At 51.9% G+C, this 22027-nt stretch carries 20 protein-coding genes; 18 read left to right on the forward strand and 2 right to left on the reverse strand.

The genetic code is table 11. The features are described 5' to 3' along the window. Nucleotides 1-27 precede the first annotated feature (27 nt). Nucleotides 28-1488, reverse strand: coding sequence for a spore germination protein (locus tag FHS19_RS15130; protein WP_183582590.1), 1461 nt, complete (start codon nt 1486-1488; stop codon nt 28-30). 589 nt (nt 1489-2077) lie between these two features. Here FHS19_RS15130 and FHS19_RS15135 point away from each other — a divergent pair. The 17 genes from FHS19_RS15135 (at nt 2078) to FHS19_RS15215 (ending at nt 18961) form a co-directional block, all read left to right on the forward strand. Next, nucleotides 2078-2959, forward strand: coding sequence for a phosphotransferase family protein (locus FHS19_RS15135; protein ID WP_183582591.1), 882 nt, complete (start codon nt 2078-2080; stop codon nt 2957-2959). A 580-nt stretch (nt 2960-3539) separates the two neighbouring features. After that, nucleotides 3540-4517 carry a zinc-dependent alcohol dehydrogenase gene (locus FHS19_RS35505; RefSeq protein ID WP_183582592.1) on the forward strand — a complete coding sequence of 326 codons (978 nt, stop codon included), beginning with the start codon at nt 3540-3542 and terminating at the stop codon, nt 4515-4517. A gap of 21 nt (nt 4518-4538) precedes the next feature. Then, complete coding sequence (locus FHS19_RS15145; RefSeq protein WP_183582593.1) at nt 4539-5618, forward strand: LacI family DNA-binding transcriptional regulator; 1080 nt, start codon at nt 4539-4541, stop codon at nt 5616-5618. 288 nt (nt 5619-5906) lie between these two features. Next, nucleotides 5907-8747 carry a glycoside hydrolase family 9 protein gene (locus FHS19_RS15150; protein WP_183582594.1) on the forward strand — a complete coding sequence of 947 codons (2841 nt, stop codon included), beginning with the start codon at nt 5907-5909 and terminating at the stop codon, nt 8745-8747. Then, nucleotides 8744-9688, forward strand: coding sequence for an ROK family protein (locus FHS19_RS15155; protein WP_183582595.1), 945 nt, complete (start codon nt 8744-8746; stop codon nt 9686-9688). Before FHS19_RS15150 ends, FHS19_RS15155 begins: the two co-directional genes overlap by 4 nt. A gap of 28 nt (nt 9689-9716) precedes the next feature. Next, nucleotides 9717-10454, forward strand: coding sequence for a 6-phosphogluconolactonase (locus tag FHS19_RS15160; RefSeq protein WP_183582596.1), 738 nt, complete (start codon nt 9717-9719; stop codon nt 10452-10454). A gap of 9 nt (nt 10455-10463) precedes the next feature. Further along, nucleotides 10464-11117: a ThuA domain-containing protein gene (locus FHS19_RS15165; protein ID WP_183582597.1), complete on the forward strand. Its 654-nt coding sequence runs from the start codon at nt 10464-10466 to the stop codon at nt 11115-11117. Beyond that, nucleotides 11114-11899: a sugar phosphate isomerase/epimerase family protein gene (locus FHS19_RS15170; RefSeq protein WP_183582598.1), complete on the forward strand. Its 786-nt coding sequence runs from the start codon at nt 11114-11116 to the stop codon at nt 11897-11899. The genes FHS19_RS15165 and FHS19_RS15170 overlap by 4 nt, the downstream gene beginning before the upstream one ends. A gap of 53 nt (nt 11900-11952) precedes the next feature. After that, on the forward strand, nt 11953-13263 hold the full coding sequence (locus FHS19_RS15175) for an ABC transporter substrate-binding protein (protein WP_183582599.1): 1311 nt from the start codon (nt 11953-11955) through the stop codon (nt 13261-13263). 70 nt (nt 13264-13333) lie between these two features. Beyond that, entirely contained in the window at nt 13334-14281 is a 948-nt protein-coding gene (locus tag FHS19_RS15180) for a carbohydrate ABC transporter permease (RefSeq protein WP_246426574.1), read from the forward strand. Next, nucleotides 14271-15131 (forward strand): carbohydrate ABC transporter permease, encoded by an 861-nt coding sequence (locus FHS19_RS15185; RefSeq protein WP_183582600.1) that lies wholly within the window; start codon nt 14271-14273, stop codon nt 15129-15131. The genes FHS19_RS15180 and FHS19_RS15185 overlap by 11 nt, the downstream gene beginning before the upstream one ends. 1 nt (nt 15132) lies before the next feature. After that, entirely contained in the window at nt 15133-15555 is a 423-nt protein-coding gene (locus FHS19_RS15190) for a VOC family protein (protein ID WP_183582601.1), read from the forward strand. Beyond that, nucleotides 15552-16550: a zinc-dependent alcohol dehydrogenase gene (locus FHS19_RS15195; RefSeq protein WP_183582602.1), complete on the forward strand. Its 999-nt coding sequence runs from the start codon at nt 15552-15554 to the stop codon at nt 16548-16550. The genes FHS19_RS15190 and FHS19_RS15195 overlap by 4 nt, the downstream gene beginning before the upstream one ends. Nucleotides 16551-16565: 15 nt before the next feature. Beyond that, the gene (locus FHS19_RS15200; protein WP_183582603.1) at nt 16566-17339 is read left to right on the forward strand and encodes a ThuA domain-containing protein; all 774 of its coding nucleotides are present in this window, start codon (nt 16566-16568) and stop codon (nt 17337-17339) included. A gap of 401 nt (nt 17340-17740) precedes the next feature. Then, nucleotides 17741-18037 carry an alpha-galactosidase gene (locus FHS19_RS15205; protein ID WP_183582604.1) on the forward strand — a complete coding sequence of 99 codons (297 nt, stop codon included), beginning with the start codon at nt 17741-17743 and terminating at the stop codon, nt 18035-18037. Beyond that, on the forward strand, nt 18038-18478 hold the full coding sequence (locus FHS19_RS15210; RefSeq protein ID WP_183582605.1) for a hypothetical protein: 441 nt from the start codon (nt 18038-18040) through the stop codon (nt 18476-18478). Nucleotides 18479-18793: 315 nt separating this feature from the next. Beyond that, on the forward strand, nt 18794-18961 hold the full coding sequence (locus tag FHS19_RS15215) for a hypothetical protein (RefSeq protein ID WP_183582606.1): 168 nt from the start codon (nt 18794-18796) through the stop codon (nt 18959-18961). A 110-nt stretch (nt 18962-19071) separates the two neighbouring features. On the opposite strand, the gene FHS19_RS15220 is transcribed toward FHS19_RS15215, so the two are convergent. Further along, nucleotides 19072-20481 carry an S-layer homology domain-containing protein gene (locus FHS19_RS15220; RefSeq protein ID WP_183582607.1) on the reverse strand — a complete coding sequence of 470 codons (1410 nt, stop codon included), beginning with the start codon at nt 20479-20481 and terminating at the stop codon, nt 19072-19074. A gap of 651 nt (nt 20482-21132) precedes the next feature. Between FHS19_RS15220 and FHS19_RS15225 the strand changes: the two genes are divergently transcribed. Beyond that, a complete protein-coding gene (locus FHS19_RS15225; RefSeq protein WP_183582608.1) occupies nt 21133-22014 on the forward strand; it encodes a sugar phosphate isomerase/epimerase family protein in 882 nt (293 codons plus the stop codon). Nucleotides 22015-22027: the final 13 nt, after the last annotated feature.

Here is a 22027-nt window from a genome sequence, read left to right on the forward strand (position 1 = left end):
TTCGACTTAATCCTTTCCTGTTCACAATTAACTCGTACGCCCTCTCGGTTTACGTATAAATACATATTTCAGCTGCTTTTTTCGGTTTGGTGAGACGGGTTGAAGGTAAGGTGATCCAAACGGGCTGAGATGGATCAGATGGGACAAAATGGCGATCATGCCGATTGCCGTGCCGAAAAGTCCAAAAATACCGGATAACACGAGCAGTGGGAAGCGAAGTATTCGCATGGGGTAGCCGAACCGGTAGCGTGGTATCACAAACGACGATATACCAGCAGCCGATACGACGATGACAATAGGCGCTGAAATGATCCCGGCCTGTACTGCAGCCTGTCCAATAACCAAAGCCCCTACAATGCTGACGAGTGGACCGATTTGCTGGGGCAACCGAATCCCCGCTTCCCGTAATCCCTCAAACATAAATTCCATAATAAATACTTCGATGACCGTTGGAAATGGAGCCTGTTCCCTGAGGGATGTGATGCTCAGCACCAGTTTTGGGGGAACCATTTCCGGATGATAGGTAGTCAGCGCAATGTATAGCGAAGGGAACGTAAGGGCAAACAGGGCAAATAAATAGCGTATCCAACGGTTCAGAGATACATACATAAACCGTTCGTAATAATCGTCGGGTGCCTGCAGGCCGTCCCAGAATGTCATCGGTACGATCAGGGTGATCGGTGATCCATTAACCAATACCGCTACCCGTCCCTCCATCAGTCCTGCCGAAACGACATCCGGCCGCTCGGTGCTTTGCATTTGCGGAAAAGGAGAGAAGTGAGTGTCCTCAATGGATTCTTCAATGTACCCGGAATCCAACACGCCTTGAAGATCGATCTGTTCTATCCTTGAACGAATCTCGTCCAGCATTGATGTGGAAACAATGCCCTCGATATAGGCAAGAACGACCTCGGTTTGGGTCAGCTTGCCGACTCGAAAGGATTCCATCTTCAGGGTTGGTGTGACAATAATTCGGCGGATCAAGGTTGTGTTTGTCCGCAGAGTTTCGGTGAAGCTCTCCCGTGATCCGCGAATCGCTGCTTCCATAGAAGGTTCTTCAACGGATCTCTTTTCAAATCCGGTCACATCCGCCAGAAGAGCAGAATCCTCCCCGTTTGCCAAAAAGGCTACATTACCTTGTAATATCTGATCTGCCACATCGTGAAACGTGTAGACCTTCTTAGTTTGGAGAACCGCAAACATTTCCTGCTCGCACATTTGTGCGATACTGTCGATAGGGCCGATTCCTTGGGGGATGCCTTCGTAAAGTAACGGCTTGAGGATCGTGGATTGGATTATATCTTTATCAATCATGCCATCTACGTAAATGAGAAGCAGTCGGATGTTTCCCTGCAGGGTAACATCCCGAAACACAACGTCTGAACAGCGCTCGAATATTGTTCTTAACATGCGCTCATTGTTTAACAAATGGCCGCTGATGGGTAAGTCCGAATCGATGTTAGTTGAGTTCTGGCTGGCTGAATTCATGAGGAAACTTCTCCTATCGGAAAAATTGGTATCTTATACATAACATTCCTTTCCCAAATGGTGAGGGGGCATACTTTGAAGCGGTTCTAAAAGATAGGTGTTATTGCATAAAACGTCGTTAGGCATTTTTGTATATGCGATATATGCATGTTCAAGAAAGGAAACAGTCCTCCAGAAATCCGAACGATAAAAAATAACCTTTCCTCATTAATATCTAAGCGGGTGAGTATCTGAATTTCTTTTGACATATGATCCCATGCGATAGAACGAAAGAGATTGAGGATAAAGGATACTGGGAGGATTAACGCTGGCAAATGAAGAAGAAAGGGGCAGTGATTGCCGCAAGAATGTAGTTCGCTGGATTGCTTACAATGATCTGCAAGCGTTAAGCTAACGGGCATTTTAGTAACCAGTAAGGGAGTTGAGCAGTGTTAGATTCAGGGAATCTACGTCTGGGGCCTGTGCTATTTTCAAGCCGGTTCCCTCATGGCTAAATATATCTTCGTCAAGACCTGCAATAGGTGAGGGGTTATAACATCGGTTTTTAGAGAAACAAACGGAAGAATCGCTTCAAAACGGGAGGTTACTTATGAATTCTATTCTAAAAGTGATTGAAAAGCTAAAGTTGAACGTCTCGAATATAGAAGATGTTCCAGAGTCATTTAGTTCTGATGTATATAAACTTACTCTTGCTAGCGGAGAAAACGTGTATGTAAAAATTCCATTTAACAAAGATAAACTATTTCGTGAGTTTCAGATACTTGAAACATTGAAAGGAGTAATTCCTGTTCCTAAGGTATTGGACATTTGGTACGGGGATGAAAGCAACACTGGAGCATTGCTTCTTTCAGCAATTCAAGGAATGCCTTGTATAGGAGACATTGATGAGAAACTCTCTTTTCAAATTGGCGTGTATCTTGCTATGCTCCATGAGGTTAAAACTCCTGGGTATGGTTACCATGTAACGGATGGTTTTAAGTTCCTTGACCAGAATAATTGGAGATTACATATCAAAAGTAATTTTGAAAAGTGGAAAGAGCCATGCAAAGAGATTCTCGAATCAAAATTGTATGAAAGATGTATTCTTCACTTTGACGGAGTTTTCTCTGCTTTACCGGATCCTGACGGACCATGCATTGTTCACATGGATTTTAGGCCCGGTAATATATTGGTGAATGGTAACGAGGTTACCGGCATTATTGATTTCGAGAGCGCCCGTGGTGGATCGTCGGAAATCGATTTTACAAAGGTCAATCGATATATTTGGGAAGTCAATCCAAGAACAAAGATACCGTTCATTGAAGGTTATCAATCGATTCGACCTATGTTGGCTATGGAAAGCGTGCTGCCATTTTATGATTTTTACGATGCATTCTGCGCAGTCGTTTGGTGTAAAAACAGAGGAATTGAAAAAAATCAAACGTTTCTTCAGGAGAATATTCTTACTTTAAGGAATTCGGTGGGTTATTGAGTTCAGGTGAATAACGTTCATTCGATGTACCAGAAGGGCCATCCCCACAAGGGATGGCCTAAAAACTGGCTGTTACGGACAGCGGGGTGAACCTGATCATAAGTAACGGCGAAATATGGAGTCAAAAGAAGTGGGAGAACCCTGCAGGAGTGATGGAGTGAGGGTATTCAAATTATTCATCACCATTTGAGTTTGAGTGCTTGTAATGCGACAGCCGATATCAAGCTTCTACTGGGGCAAAGCGAGCCGGGGACGAATTTGTCGTCTGGTCCTCTTCGCTGGACTCTCAGTGGACACTGGTGGATATCACTTCCTGGATTCAGATCACGGCGGGAAGCCTGAAGCAGATTATAATTATTTTGCTCTGTGTATCGCGACGAACATTCAGTGTAAAAGGAACATCGTGAATATTCTTTGGGGCAGGTATTTTCTTTATTCAACCCTGTCCAAATGGGTTACATTGACAAAAATTAAAGGAGTATGGTATCTTTGTGTAACGTTAAACATTTAATCTCGTTTCAACGTATTAATCTACGGTATGGGGGAGAATGTGGATTTGGACACCTATGAGAATCTTAGTGTGAAATTCGTAGCACAAGGCAAAGCGGCCCTGGTGAAGGAAGTCCTGGAGGGACGAGCGCTGGGGGACCATGAGATATTGGGCAAAACGCTCGTATCACTCATTTCATCGGGCTCCGAACGAGGCGGATACATGGATTATTTCGGCGGGAACCGTTATCCGATGGAAACGGGATACGCTGCTGTTATGGAAGTCATTGAAACGGGGAGCGGGGTAAAAGGAACGGCACCCGGGCAACTCGTGTTTGCGAGCGCGCCACATTCGTTGTACAACGTCGTTCCGGAGGGCGAGACCATTCCCGTAATCGAGGGAATGAAGCCCGAAGAGGCTGTGTTGTGCAGATTTCCGGCGGTTTCGATGACAACGTTACTGAAGACGCAGATTCGACCGGTGGAGCCTGTTCTGGTCACGGGACTTGGAATCGTAGGTTTGATGTGCGCCCAAATGCTGCAGCATTGCGGCTATGACGTTTACGCGGTGAATCCGGGAGAAAACCGGCGCCAAATCGCACTGGATTGCGGTATCCGCCATGTTTATCCTTCCGTACAAGATTGCCCGGTTGCAGGAAAGATTGGCCTTGCCGTAGAATGCTCGGGTGCGGAGCAAGCTGCGCTTGACGCTCTGGACGTCCTGCGAAAAGGGGGAGAGCTGTCCCTTGTAGGCGTACCTTGGTACAGAGGGACGGACACCTGGGCGCATGAGGTGTTTCATAAGGTCTTTTACGGGTTCATCACCTTGACTTCGGGCTGGGAGTGGAGCATTCCCCGTCATTCGACAGAGTTGATGCCCGGGAGTAATTATGGGAATTTCGCCAAAGGGATGCAGTGGATTTACGACGGTGACATCAAGGTCAAGGGCATTTACGAGCTGGCCGATCCCGCCCGCTGCGACGATGTTTACCAGGCAATCGTGAGCAAAACTTCGCCCAAAACCTGTACGATTTTCGACTGGAGAACGACCGCGGCGGGAGCAAACTAATTTATTGTAGGAGATGTTAAGATGGCAACGATCAAGGATGTGGCAGAGCGTGCCGGTCTTTCTACCACGCTGGTCTCGCGATATCTGAACGGTCGGAAAGGTGTAAGCCAGGTTTCGAGAGAAAAAATCCAGCTGGCGATCAAGGAGTTGAACTACCGGCCGAACGGCATTGCCCGCTCACTTGTCCTTCAAAAAACGCAAAGCATTGGCATCGTTCTGGACAATCTGTGGGCACCCTTTGCGGGACGGCTGATTTCCGGCCTGGAGCAAGGGGCGGAGGATTTTGACAAGGAAAACAAATACAACGTGTTGTTTTGTTCCTCCAACGGAGACTTGCAGAAGAAACGTCGCCACATCAGCTTCCTGACGCAGGGGCGGGTGGATGGCATCATCATATATGGAAGCTTGACGTCGGACGACACGATCATTCGGGAGTTGGCCGATTCGACGTTCCCATTTTTGCTCATTGAAAACAACGTCGACGACGTAGACGTGGACAAGGTCGTCATCGACAATGCCGAAGGAGCTTACCGAGCCACGGAGCATTTGATCAAGCAAGGGCATAAACGGATCGCACACATGGCCGGCAACATGAACCTGAAGATTACCCTGGAACGTCTGAACGGGTATATTAGAGCGCTGCAGGACAATCAAATTCCGGTGCAAAGCGACCTGATCGTGTATCCGACGTTTGATCCCGCTGTGCGCCTGCCTTCCCAGGATTCCAATTTTCGCGGAGACCGCGCGTATTATGAGGTCGGTTACCGGGAAATGAAAAATATGATCGCCAGAGGCGACCTGCCGGACGCCATATTCTTTGCGTCGGACATTTCCGCCTTTGGAGCAATACAGGCGATGGAAGAGGCGGGAATTCGGGTGCCCGAGGATATTTCCATCATCGGGTTCGACGACGAAAACCCAGCGGACTACCAATGTAGTTGCAAACCGATCAGCACGATGCGGCAGCCGTTGTACGAATTGGGTTATATCGGCATCAAGCGGCTGATCAAAAGCCTGAATCAACCCGAGCTGCCGAAGGAGAAAGTGGTGCTGAAAGCGGAATTGATCGTCAGAGACAGTTGCATGCCCAGAAACAGCTAAAAAGAAGGCATGACATGTACCGTTACACATATATCATAGAAAATCCAGGATCATCCGCCCGAGAGGGGGGTGACCCTGGATTTTTTGTCGTTATTCATGAAAATACTAAATTACATTGAATGTAAGCGATCACATCCTTACGATTTCTTGAACATTCTCGAAGGAATTATTCTGATTTTTGGGATTGACACCAGGTGAAAGCGTTGTTATATTTTATGTGTATCGATACACATAAAAATTTGAAAAACATCTTCTTGGGCTAACCTGAGTGAATGGAGTAAAACAGCTATGACCAATCCTTTGTTCGACAAGCATCTTCAAGATAGCAAAATGATCCATCAGCCTTTGTTTTTGGCCGAAGATGAGTATTATGAGCATGTGCTGGGGACGACTCCGGCGATCGAGAGCAGAGTGCTTGAAACCTTTGAAAATCTCGAGGCTTGGGAAGCTGATCCTTTGGCAAATCTGTTGTTAAGCGATGAACAAATGTGGGAAGGTAACCGAACCATCAAGTTCACGACACCAACCCGTCTAGAAAAGTGGACGGAAAGCTATGCCCGAATTTATGCGACCCCGTATATCAGCCGTAAATTCGAGAAGGAAGACTGGACGGCATACAACCGGATTTCCTTGAGAATCCGGCCGGAGATGCCCGGGTTCAAATTCGTCAGCCTGCATCTGCAGCTGGTCAACGAAGGGACGGACCCGGTGCCTGACCGCTACAACCGCGAGGGCTGCCACCACTTCAATCTCAAAAATCACGAGTGGAATCACGTGAGCGTTGAGATTCCGAACGTGGCGAGGGATCGGGTCGCCGCACTGAAATTCGGCTATGACATTATCGGCCACGAGATGGAGGCTGTGAAGGAGTCGTGCTTCTACCTAAGCGACATCCGCCTGGAGCGAGTGGAGAAAACCGCAAAGTGGAGCGGTTGGGAGCCGGAGGCGGGCAGCATCCTGTTCTGCGGATCGGGATATCAGCCGGGAGCGGTCAAGACGGCGATTACGGGCGAATCGGCCGCAGATCTCTTTAAGCTGGTGGATGCCAAGTCAGGACGTATTGTCCTGAAGAAATCGGTAATCCGGATGGAAAATGAGCAGGGGAAATTTTCGCTTCTCGATTTTTCCGAAGTCCAAACGGAGGGAAGCTATCTTCTCATTTGCGGCGAGACGGTCACACGAACTTTCCCGATTGCGGAGGACGTGTGGGAAAACTCCATCTGGAAAACGATCAATCTCTTTTTTTGCGAACGATGCGGCTTCGAGGTGCCCGGTATACATAAATACTGCCACGGCAACGTCGTGGACCATCATGGAGACAAAAGCGTGGTCGCCAACGGAGGCTGGCATGATGCGGCGGATATGTCCCAAAACCTGACGAACACAGCGGAAGCCGTTTATGCCTTCTTTTATGCCGCCATCGCGCAAAAAGAAAACGTTCCTTTATTCGAGCGATTGATCGAAGAGGGGAAATGGGGGCTCGACTGGATGCTGCGGACCCGTTTCGGCGACGGCTACCGGACCATGGGGAGCGGCGGATCGGTCTGGACGAGTCATCTGATCGGCGATTGCGACCAGCTCGACAGTCAGGCGCAAAACTTGGCGATCGAGAACTTCATGGCCGCCGCGGCCGAAGCGCTAGCCGCCGAGGTGCTGGAAGATATCGATCCTCCCCAAAGCCGGTATCTGAGACAGGTTGCCAAAGAGGACTGGGGTTTTGCTTACGAAAAGCTGGACTTCGAGGAATATACGGAGGCGATGGACCCGGCCCGGGTATCCTCGCCGATCCTCCTGTACAGTGCGGGAGTGCTGGCGGCGGGCCATATTTACGCCGTAACCGGCGACGAGTATTACGCGGAAAAAGCCGTTGAAATCGCCGAACGCGTGCTTGCTTGCCAGCAGACGGAATATCCGGACTGGGACATTCCGCTCACCGGATTTTATTATCGGGACGAAAAGAAAGAGCAGATCCAGCACTACAACCATCGCTCCCACGAGCATGAGCCGGTCATGGCGCTGAGCCTGCTGTGCCGCATCCTTCCCGAGCATCCCGACTGGATTCGCTGGTATCACGCGATCGTGCTGCATACGGAGTACCTGAAAACGGCTGCGGGATATACCGCGCCTTACCTGATGGCTCCCGCCTCGATTTACCATGAGGACGAAGCGGATCAGGACGCTGAATTGTTCCTAAACCAGCAGGCGTTTGCCCATTCGGGTATGCTGGCGGAATACCGGGAGCAGGTCAGAAACGGCATGGCTTTGGGTCAAGGGTATTATCTTCGCCGCTTTCCGACCTGGTTCAGCTACCGTGGCAACAACGGACTTGTGGTTGCCAGTGGCAATTTGGCCGCCTTCGGTGCGGAAGTCCGCAACGACTACGAGCTGCTGCAATTGGCTCAACGCCAGCTGGAATGGGTCGTGGGAAAAAATCCGTTTGGTCAATCGCTAATGCTGGGCGAGGGATACAATTATGCGCAACAGTACGTTTGCCTCCCCGGCCCATTGTCTGGTTCGATCTGCGTCGGGATTCAGAGCTACCGCAACGAGGATTATCCTTATTGGCCGCAGAGCAATAATGCGGTTTACCGGGAAATGTGGATTCATCCCAGCATCCGCTACCTGCTGTTGGCCGGCCAAATGAATCGGAAGGCGATCGTTTACGGCTGGTTGTCTGATGCACCCGGAACGCCGCTCGAAGCGGAAAACCTTGCGAGCCGACGCCTAACGGTGATCAATACCGATCCACATACCGGAGGTTTCAGGCTGGAGCTGCCGAGCGGGGAATACCGCTTCAAGTGGCAGGGGCTGACTCGAAAACTGCGACTCGTTAACGGAAGGGAGTATCGACTGGACAACGGGTTTGCCGATTATGCCGCGACTTGGCGGGCCGAAGGCGACACTTTAATCATTTCCCTGTCCGCCAGCGGGACCAAACCAATCGAGTTTACTTTCCTTACTGACAATCTTGTGGAAATCAAACCGGTCACCCTAGCTCCCGGAGAAACGGCCTTGCTGAATACGGTTATACGGAACAGCCTCCGCCCTTGGCTTGTGGTCGTGGTGCCTGACGGCAGGCTGGAGGATAAACAAGAGCTGTATCCCGGAGAGAAGGTGAACAGCAAATGAACGGCGACACGGTGATTGCCCTTGATTTGGGCGGCACGAAGCTGCTGATCGGCGAGGTGGACAAAGAGGGGCGGATTCTCAGCTCCAAGTCGTATCCCTCGGGGTACCTGAAACAGGAGCAGGCGGTGGAATTAATCTGTTCCTCCTTGGACGATTTCTTGGCCACGGCAAGGCCTTCCGGTCCGGAACCTGCTGCGCTGGGCGTCGGGCTGATCGGACTCGTCGACGCAGCGAAAGGCGACTGGGTCATGATCGATCCGGGAAGAAAAAGCCCGGTAGCCTTGGCGTCGCTCTTGCAGGAGCGTTACGGCTATCCTTGCCGGCTTGAAAATGACGTCAAAGCGGCGGCTTTAGCGGAACGAACATTTGGGGCGGGGCGAGCAACCGACCATTTTATTTATCTGAACATCGGCACAGGCATCGCCGCGGGGATTGTAGCGGACGGACAGCTGATTCGGGGCTTGCAAAACGATGCCGGCGAGGTGGGGCATATGACGGTGGATTATACAAGTGGAACCCCTTGCGTCTGCGGCCGTTTCGGCTGTGCCGAAGCGATCGCTTCTGGCGGGGGGATGGACCGCCGGCTGCGTTTGCTGGGACAGCGATATCCCGGATCGCCGCTGCTGCAGCTCGCCAGCCGAGGCTTCGTCCGCGCGGAGGAAGTTTTCGCCCATGCGGACAAGGGTGATCCGCTGGCGGTCAGAATCGCCGGCGACGCCGCCGACGCGGCCGCCGAATTGATTATGAACCTGGTGCGCGTCGTCAATCCCGAACTCGTCATTTTGGGGGGAGGCGTGGCGGGCAGCGCCTGGATGGGACGCGAGCTGCCCAAACGGTTGGAGTTGCCGGTCATGGATTCTGTCGCAAAGGGCGTTATTTTTTCGCGCCTGGATCCGGCGACGGTAGGGCTAGTCGGCGCTGCGACCCTTGCACTTTCGTAAATTTAGCGTTACTAGGGAGGAGCCGCATATGAAAATCACCATTGAGAAAGACGAACATGCCTTTGACGTTGCCGCGGCCTGGCGCATTATTGGGCAGATGCTGAAGAAGCCGGAGGCCGTGATCGGGTTGTCGACGGGGCAAACGACCGGGGGCATGCATGAAGTCGTATCGCAAATCTACAAGAGTTATCCTTTCGACGTGTCCAAGGTGACCGTCTTTAATGTAGATGAGCTCACGAACCTGGACCGGAGTTACTCCGGCAGCTGCTACACCATGATTTACGAGCAGCTTGTCAGAAACTTAAGGATTCCCGAGGAAAATTTCATTATGCCGCCAACGCTGTCGGACGATTTTGAGCGGGAATGTGAGATTTTTGAATCGAAGCTGGAAGCCCGCGGCGGGGTGGATCTGCAGATGCTGGGAATCGGCTTTAACGGCCATATCGGTATCAACCAGCCGGGGACCCCGTTCGAGAGTACGACCTGGGTCTCTCCGATGGACCCTATTTTCGAAGCGAGAGTAAGGAAAGAAACCGGCGTAGGACCCGATTATCCGCTGGGGGGCTTGACCCGGGGCATTAAAAACATCATGCACACCCGTCATCTCATTCTGGTGGCCAAGGGCGAGCATAAGGCGGATATCATTGAAGAGGCCTTGTTTGGCCCTGTCACGACGGATATGCCGGCATCGGTCGTTCAGCTGCATCCCCATTGTGAGGTTCTGCTGGACGCGGCCGCAGCATCCAAAATCCTGAACCGGATTTAGGAGGGATCTATGATGAAAAAAGAAGCGTTGATCATCTGGAACGATTTTTATCATCCCAAGGAAGTGTTGGCCACTGCGGTCGAGAAGCTGTTTCCCGCTTCAGAATGGAATGTGCGGAAAACCGAGCGCGCCCGCGATTTGCTGGATTCCCGGCGGCCGGATCTGACCGTGTTTTTCACCAACGGCCGTCCGGAAGGCGAGACCGATTTGACCTTCGCCGAGCAGTCTCAAATCGTGGATCAAGTGTTCGGCGGCATGGGTATTCTTTTTTATCATGCGGGATTGGTCCTCATTGACGAGGAGAGCCCGTTCTATAAGGAACTGAACTCGGGCCGGTTTGTCCATCATCCGGAGCAAAGCGACGTCACCGTTACCCCTCTCTGCAATGTCCGGCATCCAATTACCGAAGGCGTTCGCGTGTTTTGCCAAAACGACGAGCACTATTTCTGCCAGGTGGACGTCGCCCGTACCCATTTACTCGCCTGTGCGACTTCCGCGCATCTGACCTCGGCAAGCGTCTGGTGCCACGATTACGGTAAAGGCCGCGTCGCAGGAATCAGCCAAGGCCATACGCTGGAAATGCAAAACGATCCGGAAATGCTGAAGCTGGCCACTAATGCGCTGAATTGGCTTACCGACGTAAACGCTGGGAGCCGCCCATGAAAATCGTGCTCGCGCTGTACACCGTTTATGAGGAACTGCAAAAGGATCTGGAAAATACGTTCAGTACCCTGCATCAAATGGGATACTCCGGGGTGGAGCTGTACGGGGAAGCCCGGTGGCCCGCGGCAGAGGTAAGGGAGCTTGCGAAGCGTTACGAGCTGGACATTTGCGGCTGGCATGTGGAATGGAAGCTGCTTCAGCCGGAGACGATCCAAAAGACGATCCGCTATCACAAGGAGCTGGGCAACCGAAACATCGTCATACCCTGCCTTGGCGGGCCGTGGAACATCGCCCATAGGCCGGAGGAGAACAACGCGGCTACATGGCTGCGCCACGCGGAGGAAATGAACCGGATCTCCGAGCTGCTGGAGGCGGAAGGGCTGCGTCTTGGCTACCATACCCATGCGCACGAGTTCGAGGATGATCTGGCTGGAGTCACGCCTTGGGAAATTCTCTTGAAATATACCCTGCCTTCGATCTTTTTGGAGTTGGATACTGGAAACTGCCTCGAAGGAGGAGGCGACCCCGTCCGCGCTCTAAGAGAAGCCTCAGGAAGACTCGATGTCGTCCACTGCAAACCTTTCAGCGCAGCGGACGGCGTGGAAACAGGGATCTCGGAAGCCGGCGATTTGAACGACTGGCAACGGATTCTCGAGGAATGCCGCGCGGGCGGCTGCAGCTGGCTCGCCGTGGAGAACGAGGCGGTAACCCGTGGCGGCAAATTCGAGGTGGCCCAGCAGGATTTGAAGCAGCTTGAGCGGCATCTACTCCGAATGCCTTAACGTTGTATAACACCGGGATTCATCCTGTGTTTAAAAATTAGGGGGGATTTTCAATGGTAAAGAAAGCATTGGCAATCATTTTGGTTTGTGCTCTTTGTTTTGCTCTGGCGGCATGTGGCGGCAACAGCTCCAATTCCCAATCGGCCGGAAACGGAAATGAGAACGGGAGCGGGCAGCCTGCGAACTCCGGCGAAACCGAGAAGAAAGATCCCGTTACGATTGAATTCTGGACGTTATCGCTTCAGCCAACCTTTACCAATTATGTAAACGGTGTCATTAAGGATTTTGAAACCCAGTATCCATACATCACGGTCAAATGGGTGGATCTGCCTTACGACGCCATGCAGCAGAAGCTGGTAGCCCAAATCGCCGGAAGCAAGGCCCCTGACGTGGTCAACGTATGGACGACGCTGTTGCTTGGCATGGCCGGGAAGGACGCTCTGGTGGATTTGCGCAAGGAAGCAACGCCCGAGCAGCTGTCCATTTACCAAGAAAGCTTGAACAAATCCAATGAATTCGGCGGCGGGCTGTATGGTTTTCCTTGGTATGTCACCCCTCCAATTTCGACTTATAATACGGAGCTGTTCAAAAAAGCGGGCCTGGATCATCCTCCGGTCGATTATACGGAAATGTTCGAAATGGCGAAAGTCATGAAGGAAAAAACAGGCGCTTATCTGTACTTCCCTAACGAAATGTGCCAAGTGCTGTACAGCAACGGCATCCAACTGCTCAATGAAGACAAAACTGCAGCGGCATTTAATACGCCGGAAACCCTGAAGCTGCTCACCGAACTGCAAAACGGGGTCAAGGAAGGGTGGATGCCGAGAACTGATTGGAACAACTGGGATAACATGATCAAATTGTACGCACAGGATAAGCTGGCATTAATCAGTTTGGGGGCCCAAACGGTGACCCGGATCCAGAACGAAGCTCCGGGATCCATCAAGAAAACCGCCGTAGCTCCTCCTTTGCTCGGTACCGCAGGTATTGCCCAAGGCGCGCTGCAAAGCTTGGCGATTCCGAAAGCTTCCAAGCACCATGAAGAAGCCATCTTGTTCGCGAACTTCTTGACCAACGATAAAAACCAGCTGGCCTTTGACAAACTTGCGGCGATTATGCCTACGACAAATGAGGCGGCCAAGGATTCGTTCTTCACTTCGGATACGGAAACGCTGGAAGGACGCGCTCGCGCCGAAGCGGCCAAAGCGACCGCGGTCAGCTTTGACCTCGGCCTCGGGGTCGAGAAGGAAAGCGACGTGGTGAGTACCATTAACGGCATGTTCGAATCGATCATGCAGGCGAACAAAGACCCGCAAAAGGTGCTTGACGAAACCGAAGCCAAAGTCAACGAACTTCTGAAATAATAAGAAACGACGGCATACCTGTCCGGCGGGAGGGGGAACCGCCCGCCGGATCATGAAGGAGATGAGTGACATGACAGGTGCAGTTGCAACTTTAGAGGAAGACGGCCCTGGCGACATGAGCGGTACACCGAAGAAAACCAGTAAAAAAATGAGGACTAGCTTGATGGCCTATGCGTTTATGGCTCCTGCGCTGATCGTTTTGGTGCTGTTTGTGTTCTATCCCATTATTTACAGCATCCCATTGGCTTTTACCGACTATTCTGCCATCGGGGACACCAGCTTTGTAGGTCTGGATAACTTCAAGCGAGCTTTCAACGACTCTGAATTCTGGATTGCCATGAAGAACTCGGCGATTTTCGTTGCCTGTGTGCCCGTGCTCCAGATCCTGTCCATATTACTGGCAGTTGTCGTAAACACGAAACTGCGCGGGGTTACTTTTTTTCGCGTGCTGTTCTATATTCCGGTCGTTACTTCCATGATCGCGATTTCCATCATTTGGAGTTTTATTTTTAACCCGGACGGAATCATCAACAGCCTGCTGCTGCAGTACGGCTGGATCAAGCAGCCGATTTACTTTCTGGCCGATACCAGGTATGCGCTGGCTTCGCTGATGTTCGTCACGATTTGGCAGGGGCTCGGCTATTATATGATGCTGTACCTGGCTGGACTGCAGTCCGTTCCCGAAGAGATGCAGGAAGCCGCGCTGATCGACGGTGCCGGGAAAGTAACGGTATTTTTCCGGATCACGCTGCCGATGCTTAAGCCTTATATTTGGTTCTGCAGCCTGTTCAGCGTGCTGTCGGCTTTGGGCGTCTTCGACGTTGTATTCGCCATGACCAAAGGGGGGCCGGACAAGGCAACAATGGTCATGAACCTGTATACGTACAACAAAGCGTTCGGCACCTTTGAATTTGGCTACTCCGCCGCCGCCGGCCTTATCATGAGCGTGGTGACCACGGTGTTTAGCCTGACTATTTTCTTCTACGGGAAAAAGGGAGGGATGAGTTATGGGGAATAGCTTGCAAACCGGCGTTGTTACCGTCAAAAAAACCACCACGGGCCGAAAAATCGCCGGCAAGGTCATTTTGTACCTGATCCTGATTCTCGTGGCGGTGCTCTGTGCAGGACCCTTCCTGTGGATGCTCAGTACCTCGTTCAAAGGCAATGAAAATATTTATGAAATGTCTCTGTTCCCTAGACACCCGACCTTCGATAATTACGTCGGGGTCGTGCAGTTCCTCGATTTGCCGATTTACATCTGGAACACGGTCGTCATGACTGTGCTCGGCATAGTGCTGGACGTCTTGCTGGCTTCCTTATGTGCATATCCGCTGGCCAAATTCGATTTTTACGGGAAAAAGATCATCGCCGGCGTTTTGATCGCCACGCAGATTTTGCCTGCGGCCGCCGGGCTGATTGTCAATTATATCACCATTAGCGGCCTGCGGTTGATGGGCAGCTATTGGGCCGTTATTTTGCCGGGCTCCGTGGCGGTGTTCAGCATTATCCTATTCCGGCAGGCGTATTTTTCGGTCTCGAATGAAGTCATGGAAGCCTCGCGGATTGACGGCGCCTCGGAATTCAAAATCTGGTACAAGGTCATGGTACCGCAAATTCTTCCGGCTGTTTCCACGGTCGTCATTTTCGACTTCATCAACAAATGGAACAACTTCCTATGGCCGATCATCGTATTGAATCCGGAAAAATATCCGATCGCTGCGGCTTTGAACTATTTGGGCGGGACCTTCAACTTTCAGTTCGGCTATATTGCGGCTGCCACGATTATTTCGATTATTCCAATCATTCTCGTTTTCATTTTCTTCCAGAAAAACTATATCAATTCCGTCGCCGGGGCGGTGAAAGGATAACATGATGAATCCAATACCGAAGGAACCAAGCCTGCATCATGTCGGCATGACCTCCTATCATTTTGACGAAACGGTCAAGTTTTATCAGGAAGGGCTTGGCTTTACGATCAAGCATATCTGGGGCAGGGATCAGCGGGTGTATATGATGGACATGGGCGACGGCTCGTGCATCGAGGTATTTGAAGGCGGCGGAGAGGACGTCCCGGCGAGCGGCCGGTGGCTGCACGTAGCGCTGCGGACGGACGATATCCACGCCAGTTACAATCGGGCGCTTGACGCGGGCGGCAAACCGAAGCTTGCGCCGACGTTTGCGGATATTCTGGAAGCCCAGCCTAAACCTGTATACATGTATTTTGCTTACGTCGTCGGGTTTGACGGGGAGGAAATCGAGTTCATCCAGGAAGTGGAGGGCCCGGAAGCATGAGCGCTCCCTTGATCAATCGCCGCGTGTTGTTTGCACGCAAGCAAGATGCCCGTTTTGTGGAAGAACCAGTAGAGGAACGGGCTCTCCGGGAACGTGAAATCCTGGGAAAGACGGTCGTGTCCCTAATTTCCACCGGCTCTGAGCGGGGGGGATACATGGATTACAATGACAATATGGCGTACCCCCAAGTGACGGGGTATGCTGCCGTTTTGGAAGTCGTTGATACCGGCTCCGCGGTCACGCGGGTCAAAAAAGGCGACTTGTTTTACGCAAGTACACCACACGCGCTTTACAGCCAGGTTTCGGAGGAGGAGATCCTGCCGGTCCCTTCCGGGCTAGCGCCTGAGCGTGCGGTATTTTGCCGTTTTCCGGCCGTATCGATGAGCTCCATTATCCCGATGACGGTTCGGCCCACCGAACCGGTGCTTGTCACCGGGCTGGGATTGGTTGGGCTGATGTGCAGTCAAGTGCTGCAAAATTTCGGATATGATGTTTATGCGGTGGACCCGGTGCAAAAACGGCGGGATTATGCAAAGAAATGCGGTATATTGCATCCGGTTGCTGAAATTGCGGACGTTCCCGGAATGGCCGGGAAGTTCGGTGCGGCTTTCGATTGCAGCGGGGACGAAACGGGGATTTACGCCTGCGCTGACAGTTTGCGCCAAGGAGGTGAGCTGTTCCTGGTGGGCGTCCCTTGGCGGAAAACGACTTCGATGGACGGTCATGGGCTGCTGCTGAAAATCTTTTATGGCTTTCTTCACGTCCACTCCGGCTGGGAATGGAATCTTCCGCGCAAATCGGGCCCGTTTCTGCCGGACAGCCATGATCACAGTCTGAATAAATCGCTGCAATGGATCGCGGAAGGCAAACTTCAGGTGGACGGCATTGCTTTGGTTCGAGATCCCGCAGATTGTGGAGAAGTGTACCGCGAAATCGGCGATAACGTCCTGCAGAATGAAGCAAGCTGCGTTTTGTTCGACTGGAGATCCTACTAAAGGAGGCATAGAGACATGCCGGATAGCCCAACGATTCGAGTAACCGTGTTTTGCGAGCATAATCAAGACCGCTATGAGCCGGTAAGCAAGGTGTATCCTGATGGGATTCATGCGGCGATTGCCGGCGCTTTTGCGGATGATCCCGAGTTTCGCGTTGCGATTGCGACCCAGGATATGACGGAGCATGGATTAACCGAGGATGTGCTGAACCACACCGACGTGCTGATCTGGTGGAGCCATTTGGATAATCCAAAGCTGGACGATGCGGTTGCGAGTAAGGTGTGCAGGCGGGTCGTAAGAGACGGGATGGGGTTCCTTGCCCTGCATTCGGCAAGCTTCTCGAAGCCGTGGCAGCGGCTTCTTGGCATCGAATACGAAGCCGGGGAATGGGGAAGATTTCGCACGATGCCAAATGGAGAGAAGTCGAGGCACTGGGTCATCACCCCAGGTCATCCGATCTGCGAGGGAATCGGCGATTTTATCGAGATTCCGAATGATGAGATGTATGGCGAACCGATGCTGATCCCTGACCCGGAAAAGCTGCTTTTCATCGCCTGGTGGGAAGGCGGAGATGTATGCCGCAGCGGCTGCCTGTTCGAGCGCGGACGCGGCAAGCTGTTCGGGTTTACGCCCGGGCACGAGGATTTCCCGATCTATTATCAGCGGGAAGTCCGGCAGGTGCTGCGGAATGCCGCCCGCTACCTGGCACCGCCAGGAGGCGCACAAATGGTAGACGGAGAAGGCCATCTTTCGGGCGAACCGCGAGAAGACTTGTCCCATCGGATGTAGGACGACGGTTAGAACCTCTCCCAAACGATTAATATACCTCAAAAGTGGGATCAGCGATCTAGGCGTAGGCTTCGTAAATTGAGTTCCGTAATGCCCGCTGTAAGACGACAAGAACATACACGCTAAATAGCCGCGTAGCTGCGGCTTTTTTTGTTTTAGCGATATAGGTTCTTGTCAAAACCCGACGACAAGAACCTATATCTTTTGCCGAAAAAGACAACAACATATATGGTTAATCGTAATTGAGATAGATTATCAAACGGAAGCAGAAGGCAGCCTTGGTTCATTTTTATCATATCTAATCATCCCAAAGAGATAAAAAACAGACGGACAAAATCTTCAGCGTTTGGCGAAGGATTTGACCGGATGGATATTACGGATCAAGCGCAGCGGACGGGGCGATGGTTCATTATCAGCTGCTTCAGCGGATCAGGGACAAGTATCCGGAAGTATACCAGGCGAATTGTTCCTCTGGAGGGCTTCGCATTGACCTGGGTCTTGCACAACATACCCATGACTCTTTTTTGAGTGATCCGGACATCACGCGCCACCATTTGCAGCTGTTCTGGGGTGCATCCCTCATGCTGCATCCGTCGGCTTGCTTCCATTTCACCTGGTCACAAAATATTGTGCATTACGAGAGTAATGTCGACAAGGACCCCATCAAGCCGGATATGCCGCGATATAAGTTGGATTAAATGATTCGCGCCAATATGCTTAACGGCTTCTGGGTATCTTACCGGCTTCCCGAGCTTCCGGATTGGACAAGAACCCGCTTGGGCGAGCTGATCGACTTCTATAGAAGAATCGGAAGACGCTTCGTAAGGGAGGCTGACATGCACCGCCTGACCGGTCAGACCGAGCGGGATGGTAAAGGAGGGACGTGGAACGCCTACCTGTACCTGATGGAAGAAGCAGAGGAGGCCATGCGCTGTGTGTTCCGGCTGGCTGGAGCGGAGCCGTCCAGGGTATGTCATCTAGAAGGACTGAAGCCTGCCGGAATTTACGAAATCCGCTCGGAGGATCACGGATTTATAGGAGAAATGAGCGGAGAGGAGCTGGCAAAGGAAGGACTTCAATTCTCTGTCCTGGAAGAGGAAGCCTCAGACATACTTCTTCTCCGGCCGAAAAGCCAGTGAATGACGGAATAAAAGAGGGGCAGGTTTTCCCCGTAAAAATTGAATAGATAACAGAGTCACCCAGACCCTGCATAAGCGATGTTCTATAATAGAGATCTCGTGTCGAAGGCTCCTACACCTATGATGACCTGGTTAAGCCGCAGGACGAGCTGAAAGCGAAAGGACCCAATCCGTATTTGCTAGGCGTTTCTTTCTTTCCAGCGGCCTTGTCGAGTTTTATTTGTTGACGAACGCAGCTCAGAACTGGATTGATCTGAAGCAGGACGGTTACTTGAATTTTGCTCAGCGCCTGGGCGCGTGTACCGTGGCCATTGTGTGTTGACCGATGGCCGCATTGAAGGGCCGTGGACACACGCCAAGCAGCTGCTCATGGACCGGAACGCCGGCCACTCCAGCTTGCTCCGCGATCTGGAAGGCAAGTTGCGGATTTGCAAGCACTATCGCGATACGCCGCACCGATCGAAGAAACGGATACCGGCTTGACATTCTTCACTAATTAGGCAAGCTAGCGCCAGATCGACCGACACAGAACGAAAAAGCCCTTGGTTGATTAAACCGAGGGCTTCTTCGTCGTAAGTTTCTTGAATGATCACTTATTGATGATCCGGGAATTTTTTTATAATCTCATGGACCCGATTGACCATAGCGTTCGCGTCTCCGCGGGTGACTCCTTCCTTCGGATGGAAATTGCCTTCCGCATCCAGTTTCACAATGTTCAAGGAAATGGCCGTCTGGATGGCACCTGAATTCAAGATGTCAATCTTGTCGTTATCCTTGATCTCGACCGGAATGACGTTGATCATCGGCAGTTGTCCGCTCGTTTGGAGGGTATGAATCAGCAGATACGTAAACGATTCGCGGCTCATTTCGGAACTTGGATCGATCTTGATCTGCAGGTCGGCATCCGGTCCTGCCGCTTTCTTGATCAATTCAACGGCCTGCTCCGCTGTAAGAATTTTGTTTTCCAAATCCGGTGCGGGGTGGGCTTTAAAGAATTCGGCCACTCTGTTAACGATGTCGGTGGCAGCGGTACGGGTAATGGCTGCCTTCGGAATGAAGTTACCGTCCTCATCTAATGTAACGAAATCAAGAGCAATCGCCGTTTGAACGGCACCGGAATTCGAGATGTCCATCTGACTCTGATCCTTGATTTCGACCGGAATGACATTAATCATCGGCAGTTGTCCGCTCGTTTGAAGCGTATGGATCAGCAGGTACGTAAACGATTCACGGCTCATCTCAGACTTCGGATCGATCTTAATCTGCAGGTCCGCATCCGGTCCTGCCACTTGCTTGATTAATTGAACAGCCTGCTCCGCGGTAAGGGTCTCGTTTACAGCCGTTCCAGGTGCAGGGTGGGCTTTCAAATATGTCAGCATGTTGCTAATTTCAACAGCGGCCTCCGCCCGGGTAATAACTCGTTTAGGGTTGAAGTTTTCATTGGCATCCAGCTTCACAACGCCATATTTCAAGGCACGCTGAATCGAACCGGAATACTCTGTCTTCACTTGATCCTGGTCTTTAAAATCAACCACAACCGGCTTCAACTTGGGCAGCTGGCCGCTGATCTCGAACGCATGAATAAGCTCGTGAGTAAATTCCTCCCGGGTTAACTTCTGGTTTGGCTTCAGATCGGCCGGAATATCCAGTCCGTTGACGGCAGCAATAATAAGGGCTTGCGAGTACCAGGCATGATCGTTGGCGTTTGGAAAATAGTCCGAGGCCTTAGGCTCTTTCACAAATCGAACCATATCCAGATTAAGTCCCGCAGCTTTGACGATCAGCTGAACGCCTTCAACCTCCGAGAGGGGCTTGTACGGACCAAACAGGTCGATGCTGATCCCGTTGATCAAGCCGCTGTTTTGCAGGGAAATGATTTTTTCCTTGTCCGGCACGTTATTTAAATCTTTGAAGGCTGCAGCGGAAGCGAGTTGTTGTCCCGCAAGACCGAGAGTCAGGGTAACGGCAGTAGATAGCGTAATCATTTTGAAAGTGCTCTTCATTTCATTCACCTCGTAAGTATAGTGTGTTGGTCCATGTATGATCTTATAGACGTGCTATAAAAAAGAAAGGTTACAGCAGGATCTTATTTTTTTAAGCTATAGGAGAAAATGCGGAGACGATGAATAAGTAAAAACGATATAGGTTCTTGTAAAACCCCGACGAGAAGAACCTATATCGTTAGCCGAAAAAAACTAGACCATATATGGCTAACCGTTAATCCGGCCACCACCAAACGAAATAAGGAGAACCGGGATAAGGTTGGTCCACAATTGAACGACGCATCGTACGCCGCCACTTTCGGATGGAAGCGAACGGCATACCGGTGAGGTCCGTCCATGGGGGGCCAAAGTAAGCGTAACGGGCTGCGGACGGAACCTCCGTGATCGGGCGGAGTATCGTGAATCGCTATTGCTCAGGGATGAAATTAAGGTGCATCATCCCAAAAGTTAATAATGGACCATGAATGTCAATATCGGATTGTAGCCCCTGCCTGAAAGCGTTTGCTACAATAAACTCAAGAGCCCTGAATGAAGGGGTACCAGGAAGTACTTCGTCAAGGGGATTTCATTGCAGCGTCAAAGGGTTGAACGGCCGGAAAACACTAGAAGAGGGCAGGACGGCGCCGCCGCACTGCGAAGGAGGATGGATGTATGAATTGTCTGCAGCGAAGCGCGCCGCCAGTGGTAACCTGGGGGTACGCGCTTGTCTGGTACGGGGGCTTTTTGAAGCCCGAGGGGAACCCGGTGCTGGAGAGGCTGGATTTTCTTCGGCGTCACGGACTGACGTCAACCGGTATCTCGCTTGCCGATTTCACACGTATGGATGGGGCGGCCCGCAGCCGCGTCGGAGAGCTGACGGCGCAGCACGGGCTGCAGCTTACGCCGCACATCGGTTTTGATTTCCTGCACGCCGATGCCGACACAAGGGAGAAGGAGATCGCGCGGATCGGCGAGGAGCTGCGCCGCTCGCTTCCTCTGCTGCGCGGTTCGATCGTTACGACGGCGATGCATGCCGGCCACCGTTTCGACCGGGTTATGCCAGTCGAAGCGAAGCTGGAGCGCGTAAGGGAATCGCTTGCTCCGCTGGCTCGGATCTGTGAGGAACTCGGCGCGCCGCTCTGTGTGGAGAACCATGGCGACTTCTACGTCTCCGACCTCGTCGATCTGTGCCGCGCAACCGACTCGCTTTATCTGTATCTCGATACGGGAAATACATACCTAATCGGCGAGCGTCCGCTTCCGGCCTTCGAACTCGCCGCACCGTATGTTATCGGTACGCACTTCAAGGATCACCTCGTCCGTCCTTGTCCCAACGCGCGTCCGCTGCATTTTGAGGTCGCGGGCTCGGCGCTCGGTGAGGGGGATGTGCCGCTGCGCGAATGTTATGAGCTTCTCATGAAGCACGCTCCGCTGGACCGGCTGGTCATGGAGATCGAAATGGTAAGTCCAGATGACATGGATCCGGCCGAATGTCTGGAGCGCTCGCTTCGGTTCGTACGATCGCTGGGCGCCGGGCAGCCGGCGACGGCGTAACAGCTTAAGAAGG

The organism is Paenibacillus rhizosphaerae, from assembly GCF_014192015.1.
GTDB lineage: Bacteria > Bacillota > Bacilli > Paenibacillales > Paenibacillaceae > Paenibacillus_AQ > Paenibacillus_AQ rhizosphaerae.

Coding starts and splice junctions, on each gene's coding strand:
- FHS19_RS15130 (WP_183582590.1), bottom strand. CDS start 1,488: ATGAATTCAGCCAGCCAGAACTCAACTAACATCGATTCGGACTTACCC.
- FHS19_RS15150 (WP_183582594.1), top strand. CDS start 5,907: ATGACCAATCCTTTGTTCGACAAGCATCTTCAAGATAGCAAAATGATC.
- FHS19_RS15180 (WP_246426574.1), top strand. CDS start 13,334: ATGACAGGTGCAGTTGCAACTTTAGAGGAAGACGGCCCTGGCGACATG.
- FHS19_RS15220 (WP_183582607.1), bottom strand. CDS start 20,481: ATGAAGAGCACTTTCAAAATGATTACGCTATCTACTGCCGTTACCCTG.
- FHS19_RS15225 (WP_183582608.1), top strand. CDS start 21,133: ATGAATTGTCTGCAGCGAAGCGCGCCGCCAGTGGTAACCTGGGGGTAC.
- FHS19_RS15185 (WP_183582600.1), top strand. CDS start 14,271: ATGGGGAATAGCTTGCAAACCGGCGTTGTTACCGTCAAAAAAACCACC.
- FHS19_RS15190 (WP_183582601.1), top strand. CDS start 15,133: ATGATGAATCCAATACCGAAGGAACCAAGCCTGCATCATGTCGGCATG.
- FHS19_RS15155 (WP_183582595.1), top strand. CDS start 8,744: ATGAACGGCGACACGGTGATTGCCCTTGATTTGGGCGGCACGAAGCTG.
- FHS19_RS15175 (WP_183582599.1), top strand. CDS start 11,953: ATGGTAAAGAAAGCATTGGCAATCATTTTGGTTTGTGCTCTTTGTTTT.
- FHS19_RS15210 (WP_183582605.1), top strand. CDS start 18,038: ATGATTCGCGCCAATATGCTTAACGGCTTCTGGGTATCTTACCGGCTT.
- FHS19_RS15195 (WP_183582602.1), top strand. CDS start 15,552: ATGAGCGCTCCCTTGATCAATCGCCGCGTGTTGTTTGCACGCAAGCAA.
- FHS19_RS15170 (WP_183582598.1), top strand. CDS start 11,114: ATGAAAATCGTGCTCGCGCTGTACACCGTTTATGAGGAACTGCAAAAG.
- FHS19_RS15205 (WP_183582604.1), top strand. CDS start 17,741: ATGGTTCATTATCAGCTGCTTCAGCGGATCAGGGACAAGTATCCGGAA.
- FHS19_RS15165 (WP_183582597.1), top strand. CDS start 10,464: ATGATGAAAAAAGAAGCGTTGATCATCTGGAACGATTTTTATCATCCC.
- FHS19_RS15135 (WP_183582591.1), top strand. CDS start 2,078: ATGAATTCTATTCTAAAAGTGATTGAAAAGCTAAAGTTGAACGTCTCG.
- FHS19_RS15160 (WP_183582596.1), top strand. CDS start 9,717: ATGAAAATCACCATTGAGAAAGACGAACATGCCTTTGACGTTGCCGCG.
- FHS19_RS15145 (WP_183582593.1), top strand. CDS start 4,539: ATGGCAACGATCAAGGATGTGGCAGAGCGTGCCGGTCTTTCTACCACG.
- FHS19_RS15200 (WP_183582603.1), top strand. CDS start 16,566: ATGCCGGATAGCCCAACGATTCGAGTAACCGTGTTTTGCGAGCATAAT.